We start from the raw sequence: 12,177 nt of genomic DNA on the forward strand, positions 1-12,177 counted from the left end.
ATATCCTTATAACTGTTGTTTAAGTGTTGCTACAAATATTGTAGCAACTGGATGTTAACGTTAATCGTGTGGATAACAAAGCATTTTATAGGCGTAATTAGGAAATGCTGACATAGCCGACGTGTTATTTGAACGATAGGGAGCTACGATGAGGGGACAGTTGTGTGCGTAACGCGGTCACCTGCTCGTAACCAATTCCCCAATTATCCGTGTTAACCTCGTCAATAATTACAAAAGTGGTTGCGGGGTCTTTATCGAGTATATCGACCATCAATGATGTACAGCCCTTGATGATGGCTTGCTTCTGTTCTTGCGAAACGTTCTCGTCAGTTATTTTTACGTTGATATAGGGCATTGAATTACTCCTTTTATGTCGTCGTTGTTGTTGCAGCCGTAGCTGAGGCGCCAATGTCGGCATACATTTTACTGACAATGTGCCACTGGTCGTTTTCTTTAAGAAGTCCAAGAAAATCAATGTAATGAAATGTAAACAACGGGCAACTAACTTTCACCATTGCTTGCTCACCAACGATATCAATGGCCAGTATTTGGTAACATTTATCATTTCCTAAACTTGCTGGCGTTGGTCGATTGGCCACATCAGACAACCAGGTACTTAATGAACGGTGGTTGTTAGGTGCCTGCAAACAAGCATCTGGATGAAATATCTCAGCGAGTTTGCTTGTATTGCCAAAATGCAGGCCTTCAAAGTAAGTTTGAATGGTGTTAGCTATGATGGCAAAATCTGCTTTTTTAGAATGCATTACGAACTCCTTATTCGAATTAGCCCGCTACCGCTTGCTCGGCTTCAATCGCTTTAACAAAGTTAGGTGAGCAAAGTACATTTTTTAACATCATGGATGTATTCTCGCCAATGAGGATGTCTACAGGAAATAGACCGCCCCAGCGAGAGTATGTAGCCAGCATAATATCGGCAGCAGATACTTTTTCTCCGCCAAGAAACGGCTGGTTTTGCAGTCGTGACTCTACGACTTGCCACAATTGACTAATGTTATCAGCCGCGGCATTGAGTGCTTGCTGTTTAACGTTGCTATCTTGAATGTGCTGCGCAACGAAAAATAATTGACTGTACGCAGGGTGCATCGTTGCATTGGCGAACATAATGTCCTGAATGGACTGCTGTTGAAGCAATGTGTTAGTCGGGAAAAGCTGATTTTCGTGTTTTTTTAACAAATACAGCATGATAGCAGCGCCTTCGGTTAAAGGCTTTTGTGATTCGTCATAGGCATCTAAAAGGGCTGGGACGCTGCCAACTGGATTGATTTCATGAAAATTCGTTACATGTTGTTTATTTACCAGAGTAAATTTTTGATTTAATTCTCTTAAAACAACCTGTGTCGCCAATGAACATGCATCAGGTAAAAAATAAAGGGTATACATAGTTAATTCCTATTTGTTGCTGGCTATAAAGTGAAATTGCTTTCGCAGAACGCAATGAAATAGTACTTCGTGTTTAGTTGTTTATATACGGAAACAATGTGTATACACTGTTTCCATATTGGCAACGATTGAATGGGTGAAGTTAAATTGTGGATAAGCTAAGAGGGATGCAGTTATTGGTAAAGCTCGCTGATTTAGGGAGTTTTACCCGTGTTGCAGAGCAAACATATTTTTCAAAATCAATGATCAGCAAAGAAATCGCCAAATTGGAATTGGAGATAGGTGTGCGATTGCTCCATCGCACCACACGCAATGTGCAGTTCACTCCAGAAGGCCATGAATATTTATTCCGCGTACGGGACATTCTTGCGCGAGTAGAAGATGCGGATAGTTTGGTTCAGGATTTAAAAGGCAGTTTGCGCGGAAAACTAAAAATTAATATGCCTATGGCGTTGGGGGTTTGCGAATTATCAACGGCGTTTGCTGATTTTATGGCCGAAAATCCCGATATTGAGTTAGACATTCATTTAGGAGATGAATCTGTAGATTTAGTAGAACAAGGCTTTGATTTAGGTTTTCGAGCGTCTAGCGTCACATTAGATTCTAACTATATTGGTCGCCCGATAACGACATTTAATTATCGTATTTGTGCATCTCCTCAATATTTGGCTTCACACTCTTCTATACGCACTATTCGTGATTTGCAACATCACAATTGTTTTGTATATCGCTATTTTCAAGGCAAAAATATATGGCCGGTGGCTGGTGAAATACAAGTTAAAGGTAGCTTGGTAGTCAATAGCACGTTATTTATGATGGCGGCGCTAAAACGTGGACTAGGCATTGGCTTTTTACCGAATTTTGTATGTCAAAAAGCAATTGAACGAGGTGAACTGTTAGAAGTATTATCAGAGGCTAGGCGTCCCCAATTAACGCTTTATGCACTATACCCTACACGACATCATGTACCTGAAAAAGTAAGCCAATGCATAGCATTTATTGAATCGTGGTATTTACGACAAAATAAAGCTTGTATGTAAAACAAACAGTCTATATACTGCCCTACTGAATTAGTTTCTTCCTCTCAAATAACTAATTCGGTGTATCGTACTCGGTACATTAATGGTATGCCTTTCCCTGATCCAGTTAGTCATCTTTAGCTTTTTATCACTGCATTCATGCAGGCTTTAGGCCAATCTATATTTGATAGTATTTGCTCACGTTGCTGTAAGCCCAAGCATATCTGCAGTATGTGTTTTCTAGACACGTTTCTAACTTGAAACTTGTGTCTCATATTGTTGAGTATTTATTATGTCTTATACCCATAACGGTCAGCAGATCCGTATTGTGCCACCAGTGCACTTAATTTCTGTTAATAAGAAACATGTGGTGGTAAACCACGATTCTGGCTTAAGCCAGTTTACTTTCACTACGCCTGCCGATGTGAAGTCGTTTCTCACTTGGTTAAGGCGAAGCACTACCTAACACCAATTGAAATAAATATTTGTTTCGATTGGTACAGCCGCGAAACCTGCTAAATTGACTCGCGGGTTTGCGATAAATTGTACCAAGGTAGGTTATCGCTCTCTGAAGAAAATTCACTGTAAGATTCAACAATTTTTAACAGACTATTGCTACGCAAAATTTTATGTTGTGTCGCGTTGTTCGTGGTAAAAAGTCTCGCGCCAAGCGTCTTACTTATAATTTTACTCTGTGCGATCGGCGCATCTACGTCATGTTTACTTTGCACAATCTTAAGTTGTCCGGGAAACGTCTTTAGCTTTGGTAGCGCACTGAGCGCAGGAATAAACATGTGTTCGTTACGATAAATTTCATGAACGGCCTGATCAAAAAGTTCTTGGTCGAGGCCGATGTGCTTGATTCGCCGCAGTAAGTATTCATAGCAGTTAAGTACTGGTGAAACCATGAGCAAATTGCCCTGAAAATGTTTAAACCAGCTACTGTTAGCAACGACTGACGCCGCCATGGATTGTGTGATAACTAGGTTAGGTTTGGTGAGTGAGTTCGCGATATCATCAAATGCCTTAATCATTTGCGGTAGTGAGCTTTGCTCTCCCGTACTTTGCCCATGTGCTGGAAAGTCAAAGGTGGTGCAAGCATAGCCCCGTTCAGCCAGTCGCTCCATCAGTGGCCATAAGTCATATGCGCATCTTGACCAACCATGTAATAACCATACTTGTTGACCAGAGCCATACTGGTATACCGGTAATCTACCGCAACGCGTACTTACTTGATATTGCTTAACTTTTTTTGGCCAATGGCTTGAAGGTCGACGAGGAGTAAAAATAAGTTTAGTTGAAAGCTTTTTGCCTACCTCTGGTGACAGCTTTTTCAGTAGTTTAGACAACCAATAGATAAAGCTTCGCTTACAATTCTCAGTAAAGTTATTGTTTTTGCGCATTTGACTAACATCTTGAATGACAATTCCATTTGTCGGGCATTGTAAAAGCCAATTGTGCACAAATTGAGGAGAACAGGTGATTTTTAAGTCGTTATCATATTGTTGTTTTTATTGGTTTGTGAATAGCCCTAATGGGCCAATATCTCATTTAAAACTTATATTGATAACTTAATGACAGGGCACGACCAGGAGCGGTCATTTGTTGAAATGGAATGCCATCTCGTTCGCCAAGCAACGTGGCACTTACATGGGCATAGCGTTTGTCTAATACGTTGTTGATAGCGAGTCGCCATTGGCTACGCTCATTCGGGCGATAATCGATAGTGTAGTCGACAATAGATAGGGGATGGCGAGAAGTTAAAATGTCGATATCGCTGCGCCACGACCAATGTAAGTTACTTATCCATTGGTCGGTAAAGGCATATTGCAATGATACTTTGCCATAACGTCCTGGTGCTAGTTGTTCCGATGGCATTAAATCCGCGGCAGCGTCAATACTAGAGCGGTTTCTGAATAAATGAGTAAAATGGCCTGATATTCTAAGCTGTTCGTTTACTGTCCATTTTAGTTCGGTTTCAATGCCATGAGTGTCATTGCTGGCGATGTTGTCTAGTTGTCTGATGTCACCGCTGGTAAATCCTATCAAGTCTTCGATATGGTTTTCGAACAGCACTACACCCAAAAATAAGGTAGGCTGAATGTAGTTATAGCTAAGCTCCGTTGATGTTAACGTAGTGGGGTTGAGCGACTGATTACCTTCCACCAGCCCACTTTCTTCATCGTACAAATCGCCCAATGATGGCACACGATACGCCTGACCATAAATATACTTAAATACATGTGCGTCATTAGGCTGATAAACTAAAGCAACTCTAGGGTTAAGTTTATTATCGACATCGTTGTAACCATCGTATCGAATACCAAGCGTCATCGACAAATAATCACTGAGTTGGGATGCTAATTGAACGTAGGTGCTGGAAATATAACGTTTTTTGTCAGCGACAATACGATTTTCGGCTGCCTTAAATGCTGTCAGTTTGTCTAACTGTTCGAAGTCGCCAAACAAGTCAAAGTTACTACGCAATGCACCATGCGGAATTTCGGCCTTGCTCCACTCTAACCCTGCTGACAATGTGTGTTCGGGTGAAATTTGATAGTCACCATCGAGTGCAAACTGCAGGGATAGATGCTCGAAGTACTCCCCAAACAAAAATGGTGCTGAGTCAAAAGGCGCTTCGCCTATAGGTGCCAGCACACCCAAACTGGTGCGCTTCGCATTTTGCCATTGTCCGGATAGTTTTAGCTGATAGTTAGCTGCGTCAACTAACTGATAGTCAAACTGGTGGATGTAATTTTGCAAGTGAACACGGTTGTATTGGTCGTTGAGTCGACGAAATACATAAAATTTTTGTTGCTCACTGTCGATAAATACGCTGCGAAACGAAAAGTCTTGAAATTCGATAAATCCCTCGAGCTGAATGACATCATGGGGATCTTTGGTTGAATCTTGAATGCCAAATCGATCGAATACATCGGGCAATGTATCACCATCAGTTTGTTGATAGTGGGCAGAGAAACCCAATTTCCATTCATCTAGCTGTGTGTGCCAGCCGATATCTATTCCCAATTGATCATGACTTCCCACCGTTAGCCCAACACGCTTATTTGGTTTGCTGATTATGTTAATGACACCATTAAAGGCATTGGAACCATACAGGGCAGAGCCGGAGCCACGAATAACTTCGACTCGCTCAACATGGGCAATATTAATAAAACGAAGCAAATAGTTAATTCCGCCAGTGTAATCGTCGTTGATCCGTTGGCCATTCAGTAAAAACAACACCGTATTGGCGTACTTTTGTGCATGGCCTCGGGCAATTAACAACGAGTCATTACTTTCTTGGGAGTTATAAGCGGAATAAAAGCCCGGAATATGTTGGAACAAATCACTTAGATGAACGACGCCCAACCGATTCAAATCTTCGGCAGTAAAAAATGATACGGAAGCAGGAGCAGACAGAAACGTTACTTCGTTCTTATTGGCAATGGACACTTTGGTTTGCATCAGTTCCGCTAGCGGCAATGACAGAAAATCACCGCCGGCTCTAAGCGGTGGTAATACACCTACAACAAGAAAAATGAATAATGAAAGCTTTTGCAGATATTTATTTAACATTAACCGTCAAATCAAAATTGTGAATGTCCCTAGGTAATCTAATTTTAACAATAAAACGGTGGCTTTGTTGAATTAATTTCTTACTTACTAGCCTGAAGCAAGCTACCGAGTTGAATTAAATTGTACCAATTAGTCTATAGTTGCCGCGGGAGTTGCCCTATATCCTAGGGCACTCAATAAGCAAATGTATGTCTTAGTTTTATATGCCATCACTCTTTTCGGTTAAAAACTATATTTGATAACCGTAATTCAGGTTGAGCACCCGACATATTAAACTGCGCAAGTTGCGGGCGAGTTGGACGCAATTTTACACGCATTACATCTTTTTCTTGATATGCTGTGGCTCCGCTATTGAGGTTTCCCCAGTTAAATGAAAACTCATCATCGGTTAGAGATACATATACTTGGCCAGCCAGTGGGTGAGAATAAGTACCAACGTAATCTGTCTTTGGGCGGCTCAATTGCATTGGTGCTTTATGATAATCTAGCTCTTTTGCAACGATTTTTTTTCGATAGCCCATCGCCATCGATTTCAGCTTGGCAACTCGCTCTAGTACACGCGAATCAATCTCCGGCTCATCTAATAACTTGCCATAAACAAAATCGGCAATGAGATCAGTCAACTTATCATTGAGTTGACCTTCATTGTTGAGAATGACTAGACCAATGTGTTTTTCGGGCATGAAAGAAACATGTGGGCGAAAGCCATCAAAAGCACCGAAATGGTGAAAGGTTAATGATTGCTTATATTCGCCTGTATACCACCCATATGCGTAACCTGAGCGAATAAAGTCTCCGCGTTTACTGCTCACATCGGTGCTAACTTGTTGTGATTTATTGACTATATCTGCTGGTATAGCCATGTGATGATTAATTTTACCTTGATTAAGCTGAGCAACAATAAAATTGGCCATATCTTTGCTAGTTGATAATACACCGCCAGCGGCGTGCATAGTATTGTCTCGCTTGGTTAAATACAAAGACTGTTGTTTGTTCGGTTGAAAAAACGAGTATGGTTTCGCTATTGACCAATGTTTATTTGTCGCTTCGCTCACATAAGCGGTTGATTTATGCATGTTTAGTGGCATAAATACATGTTGTTTTACAGCATCTTGCCATTTTTTCTTAAAGGTATTTTCATACCAAATGCTCAAAATATTGTAGCCTAGATTGGTGTAATCAAAGTTTTCTTTTTTCTCAGAAGAGCTTGAAAAAATCTGTGCTAGCATGTCGGTTTTTAGCTGCGGAGAATGAATGCCCGTAGTGGAAACTGCTAATGCTAAATAATTGTCATCAAGGCCTGATGTGTGTGTGAGTAAGTTATGAATCGTAATTTGGTTTGCGGCGATGTTATTAGCAAAGTCAACGGCAGGAAACATCTCTGCAAGCGTTGTCTGTAGTGAATAGGGCGAGGATTCAAGTGCTTGTATAATGGTTAAAGCAAATATAGGTTTTGTGACTGATGCAATATAGAAAAGTGTGTCGTTGTCAGCGGGGATCTTGCTAGCAATATCAGCATAACCAAAGGTGTTTTGGTAGATAATCTTGTCCCCTTGTACAACAGCGATCGATGTAGCAGTTTCAATTTCTAGGGTCTTCATTGTGTGGTTGATGAACTGATTTAGCTGCTCATTGAAAGAAGTATTTTTTGATAATTTGTCGGCTAATGTGGCACTGGCTGCTGTACAGTTAAGCAACAGGACAATGAGTATCCATAATTTGGGACTAACATTTTTCAACATAGTGATTTCCAATAGTAAATGATTGTTATAACTATTGGAGGCTCCGTTAGATCAATTTGGATGCAACATTATGAAAAAAATTACTTTTCTGTGGTCAATAACCAGAGTGACGGTAATAGTAGACAAACGATAGCGCCACTTATTATAGATGGTGACGCAGAAAAAATATGCGTTAGAAGAGTTTTTTCTGCTAGCAGGTAAATGAATTGAGCGCCCGATATAATAACGGCAAAAAAGAAAAAGCTAATAAGAATCAACCGGCGCTTTTTGCTGTGTTGCTTTACGTTTGCAATAACGTTATCGCTAAAAGGTTGCTGGGGCAGATCTTGCTCATAAGCAAGAAGTTCGTTTAAAAAGTCATTTTCTTCATTAAGTGAATTCATTGTCATGTCTCAATTTAACTACGTTAGGATGCTTGTTGCCGAGTTTGTTGCAGCAGCTTTTGTTTTGCGCGATTAATGTGTGATTTTACGGTTCCAAGTGGAAAGTCGGTAATGTTGGCTACCTCTTGGTGGCTCATTCCGGCACTTACGGATAAGGTTAAACAGGTCCTTTCAGGTATTGATAGCCTAGCCATTAGTTGCTCTACAGCAATATCTGCCTCCAGTGCATTATCAGGCGCTTTGTGAACTAAAGCGTCAAATTCGATATGTTCATGCTTTTGATAGCTTCTATCCAGTGACTTATAAAAGTGGTTGTACGCAATTTTATGTAACCACGTATTAAGTGAGGCGTCGCCTCTAAAGGTATTTAGCTTGCGATATAAGGTTATAAAAGTTTCCTGCGCCAAGTCATCAGCTAGGTGATGATCACCAGCGGATAATCTTCTTAGCAGTTGCCTAATCCTAGATTGATACTTGTTAACCAAACAGCTAAACGCATAATGATCATCATGACTAACCACTCTAGTGATTAATGTCTTGTCATCTATCATATGAGGCTATTGTTCTTTATTTTCGTTTAATGCAATTCGCCAAAGAATAAAGAATGCGAAACTAAGAATAATGGGAAAGGCACTAATGGCAAGTCCAATCATAATCATGTCTAAGAAAACACTGGCAACAATAATCGCGGCACCTATGGCGATCAGTAAAATAAAACGGCGCAAATCTATGGCGTGTAAATGCTGTTCAACGCCGATGCGTTCAAGCAACTCGAGTGAAAGGTGATTACCATTTTCTAACGCTTTGCGCAGTGTCAGTTGAATTTCAGACTTATGGCGAAATTCTAGCCACAGTCGAATCAATGCAATAAGACTTAAACAGACGCAAATTGTAATAGGGATCCAGTTTGCCGACATAATATTGAACTCTTTCTAATGTGTATGTGGATTATTAGATACCGACACTAGCAAAATTGGATGCAAAAAAATTCATATTTTTATGATCTTTCCTACAATACCCCAAAAATAACAGTGAATGAAAAGCCCAAATCAAGTAGTCGTTCATTTCTTGTTCAACTGTGGTATTAATAGTGGTTAAGTACTTTAATTGTGCACCTTTAAGTTATAAGGAAATAAGAATGAGCATAGGAAAATATCTGTTCGGTGCTGTGTTTGTTGCTGCAGGCGTTATTGCGTGTTACTTCTTTGTCATATCGCCTGTATTTGATGCGGCTCGGATGCAATCGTGGCGAGTTACCCATGGTCAATTAATAAGTGCCAATGTAGATAGTTACCAGACGCGTAATGATGATGGCGGCTATACCACGATGTATCGCCCTCAAATTAGTTATCAATATCAAGCGAACAATCAAACGTATATTGGCGATCGCGGCCAGCTTAGTTCATCAAGTCGCAGTAATAGTGACTCGGCGTATGCAATAGTGGGGCGTGCCAAGCATGAGCAGGCCAGAAATAATAGCATCAAGATTTGGTACAACCCTAACGATCCAACTGAGTCGATTTATGACAAATCGGTAGATGTTAGATTTTTACTTGTGATGACACTTTTTAGCGGCGCTTTTGTTTTAGTTGGTGCTGGGGTGATCTTATTTGCGGGCAGTAAAGAAAGAGAGAAGAAAGCCGATAGGGCATTACAAAATGTTGATACTTCAAAACCTTGGACAACACGTATGGCGTGGGCGTCTCCGACTATATATTCACAGGCGCAGAACAAGAGAAAGCTAGCATGGTATTTCGCTATATTGTCGTGCTTTTTTGTTGGTAGTTTCGCTCTGGCAGCGATTGGTGAGCATCCAGTTGCCACAGCGTTTGCATTGGTGTGCCTATTGCTGCCTGCGTGGCTGATAAAGCGGGCGAAACGTATCAGTGATGAATGGCGTTTTTTTCAAGCGGTTCCTATAACTCTCAATCCCTATCCTGGAGTTGTAGGTGGCAAGGTAAAGGGCACCTTGACTGTACCCGTTGCCCCGCACTCTCAAGATAGCTATCAGGTGGTACTAAGTTGCGTGAAACATTGGACAACGCGTAGCGGAAATAAAACCGAACATCACCAGAGTGTTGTTTGGCAGGAGGAGCAGAAGGTAAAGCCTGTGAGCCGTGCTAACGAATCTTCACTTAGTTTTGCATTTGACGTACCCGCAGAGAAGCCGGAATCGAGCGCGCCCAGTAAAAATTACCATATGTGGACTTTGACAGTAAAAGGAGCACTCAAAGGTATTGATTTCGACCGAGCCTATGAAGTGCCCGTGTTTGTGACTGATGAGAGCCTTACGGTAGAAGAAGAACTCGTGGAACAGCCATTGAGTGCATTAGAAAAATCAAACATTAGTGACAAAGTGTCATTATCACAATCGTTAAATGCGTTGTCTTTGCATACACCTGGAGATAAATCGTCACTGTTCATCGCGGGGATTGGCGCGTTCTTTTTTGTCTCAGGTGTGATGATTTATTTGCTGGCGGAAGCATTCTTTGGGGTGGTATTTGCAGGATTTAGTACAATATTCCTCGGCCTTGGCATCTGGGGATGGGGCAGAAACTGCAAAATACGTATTACGGCCAATCAAATGGAAGTTGATGTGCACCTGTTTTCAAAGCTGATAAAACAACATGTATTTTCTCAGGAAGAAATAACAGAAATTGAAGCATTTCGTTCGTCATCTATACAAACCAACGGCAAGCAAACGTCGGAAAGCTTTAGTTTACGATTGCGCACAATCAACGGAAAAACGGTGGTGTTAGGTGGAGAATTTGAGTCAAAACGTAACGCGGTTCATATGAAACAGCAAATAGAACAGGTCATGGCGGGTTAAATTCAGTGCGTTTATTTTTTAGCTTTCCTTGGTTATTCGCAAAAATTATCAATTGGCTTACCCATACAATGCGATAAGGAGGTCAGGAGATGAAGAAAATAACGAAAGCAGTCTATCACCATCGCATCATGAATGTGGTTGATTACATTTGGAACAATATCGATCACGATGTTGATTTGAATGTGCTGGCGGATGTAGCGTGTTTCTCGCCATATCATTTTCACCGTATTTATCGTGAATTAATGCACGAGACGGTGGCGATGACAGTGAAACGTTTACGTCTTCATCATGCTTCTTATGCATTGATAGAGAGTGATTCACCTATCGCAGCCATTGCCAAAAACGTTGGCTATAGTAGCAGCGAAGCATTTATTCGAGCATTTGCACAGCATTTTGGCAAAACACCTGCGAATTATCGTGTTGAACAACGTCAATCGCATCAAAGAGCAAGAGTTGATCTCCTAAAACGTGTAACACCCACCAATGAACTAATGGAGAGTAACGCTATGTATAACGTTGAAGTAAAAAATATTGAGACTATTGATGTCATCGGCCTGTTTCATCAAGGAGACTATCAAGAGATTGGCCGTTCGTTTGAAAAGCTTGAAGCCACGTCTGCGGCATTAGATTTATTGAATGAAAATACCCGTTCTTTTGGCATTTATTATGATGATCCTGAGAGCAAGACCAAAGAGCAACTAACCTCTCATGCTTGTGTCAGTGTAAGTGAGCCAACATCGGTTAAAGGACTAGATAGTTTGTCAATTCAGGGTGGCACTCATGCTGTGTTGACGTTTAAAGGACCATATTCCGATTTGGAAAGTGTTTACCGATGGTTTTATGGTGTTTGGTTACCTGAAAGCGGTTATCAGGTTGAGAATAAGCCACCGTTTGAAGAATACTTGAATGATCCCAAATCGGTGTCTCCCAATGAACTGCTGACTGCTATTCATGTACCGATTTCAGATTCGTAATGCATAAAGGCAAAGGAGGCTAAAACCTTCTTTGCTTTTCAGTTCTACAATCTGTTCAAATGTATAAATCTACTGCCAGCCCGTTGTGTCTGAATACAAATTATACCAATTGAATTAAATATTTGATCATTCAGCGAGAATTAAAAGGCTTAGAGGCAAGTAATGCCAGTCAGTTAAGCTGATTGGCATTTTTCTTATTCTTTGGATACTTCGATGGTTTAGGCTTTACCCACCTAGGATACTTTCGGT

The 12,177-nt window shown here is 40.9% G+C and carries 13 protein-coding genes; 4 read left to right on the top strand and 9 right to left on the bottom strand.

Features of this window, described 5'->3' with window-relative positions:
- Positions 1–124 precede the first annotated feature (124 nt).
- The 3 genes from ACSLUK_RS18670 to ACSLUK_RS18680 are packed head-to-tail and all read right to left on the bottom strand — an operon-like array spanning position 125 to position 1,401.
- Positions 125–355, bottom strand: a complete 231-nt coding sequence (locus ACSLUK_RS18670) for a 2-hydroxymuconate tautomerase family protein (RefSeq protein ID WP_448550309.1) — start codon at positions 353–355, stop codon at positions 125–127.
- Positions 356–368: 13 nt separating this feature from the next.
- Complete coding sequence (locus ACSLUK_RS18675) at positions 369–764, bottom strand: nuclear transport factor 2 family protein (protein WP_448550310.1); 396 nt, start codon at positions 762–764, stop codon at positions 369–371.
- Between the two features lie 19 nt (positions 765–783).
- On the bottom strand, positions 784–1,401 hold the full coding sequence (locus ACSLUK_RS18680) for a glutathione S-transferase family protein (protein WP_448550311.1): 618 nt from the start codon (positions 1,399–1,401) through the stop codon (positions 784–786).
- Positions 1,402–1,550: 149 nt separating this feature from the next.
- Here ACSLUK_RS18680 and ACSLUK_RS18685 point away from each other — a divergent pair, with 149 nt between their 5' ends.
- Positions 1,551–2,441 carry a LysR family transcriptional regulator gene (locus ACSLUK_RS18685; protein ID WP_448550312.1) on the top strand — a complete coding sequence of 297 codons (891 nt, stop codon included), beginning with the start codon at positions 1,551–1,553 and terminating at the stop codon, positions 2,439–2,441.
- Positions 2,442–2,712: 271 nt separating this feature from the next.
- A complete protein-coding gene (locus tag ACSLUK_RS18690) occupies positions 2,713–2,886 on the top strand; it encodes a hypothetical protein (RefSeq protein ID WP_448550313.1) in 174 nt (57 codons plus the stop codon).
- Positions 2,887–2,935: 49 nt separating this feature from the next.
- Here ACSLUK_RS18690 and ACSLUK_RS18695 read toward each other — a convergent pair whose 3' ends face one another.
- From ACSLUK_RS18695 to ACSLUK_RS18720, 6 genes are all read right to left on the bottom strand, one after another.
- A complete protein-coding gene (locus tag ACSLUK_RS18695; RefSeq protein WP_448550314.1) occupies positions 2,936–3,823 on the bottom strand; it encodes an alpha/beta fold hydrolase in 888 nt (295 codons plus the stop codon).
- A 148-nt stretch (positions 3,824–3,971) separates the two neighbouring features.
- Positions 3,972–5,999, bottom strand: coding sequence for a TonB-dependent receptor plug domain-containing protein (locus tag ACSLUK_RS18700; RefSeq protein WP_448550315.1), 2,028 nt, complete (start codon positions 5,997–5,999; stop codon positions 3,972–3,974).
- Positions 6,000–6,208: 209 nt separating this feature from the next.
- Positions 6,209–7,741: a serine hydrolase domain-containing protein gene (locus ACSLUK_RS18705; protein WP_448550316.1), complete on the bottom strand. Its 1,533-nt coding sequence runs from the start codon at positions 7,739–7,741 to the stop codon at positions 6,209–6,211.
- Positions 7,742–7,821: 80 nt separating this feature from the next.
- Positions 7,822–8,124, bottom strand: a complete 303-nt coding sequence (locus tag ACSLUK_RS18710) for a hypothetical protein (RefSeq protein ID WP_448550317.1) — start codon at positions 8,122–8,124, stop codon at positions 7,822–7,824.
- A 23-nt stretch (positions 8,125–8,147) separates the two neighbouring features.
- A complete protein-coding gene (locus ACSLUK_RS18715; protein ID WP_448550318.1) occupies positions 8,148–8,675 on the bottom strand; it encodes a sigma-70 family RNA polymerase sigma factor in 528 nt (175 codons plus the stop codon).
- 6 nt (positions 8,676–8,681) lie between these two features.
- Positions 8,682–9,041, bottom strand: coding sequence for a hypothetical protein (locus ACSLUK_RS18720; protein WP_448550319.1), 360 nt, complete (start codon positions 9,039–9,041; stop codon positions 8,682–8,684).
- A 221-nt stretch (positions 9,042–9,262) separates the two neighbouring features.
- On the opposite strand from ACSLUK_RS18720, the gene ACSLUK_RS18725 reads away from it, so the two are divergent.
- Complete coding sequence (locus ACSLUK_RS18725; RefSeq protein WP_448550320.1) at positions 9,263–10,954, top strand: DUF3592 domain-containing protein; 1,692 nt, start codon at positions 9,263–9,265, stop codon at positions 10,952–10,954.
- An 89-nt stretch (positions 10,955–11,043) separates the two neighbouring features.
- A complete protein-coding gene (locus ACSLUK_RS18730) occupies positions 11,044–11,928 on the top strand; it encodes an AraC family transcriptional regulator (protein ID WP_448550321.1) in 885 nt (294 codons plus the stop codon).
- The last annotated feature ends 249 nt before the right edge of the window (positions 11,929–12,177 follow it).

The organism is Thalassotalea fusca (genome assembly GCF_053485835.1).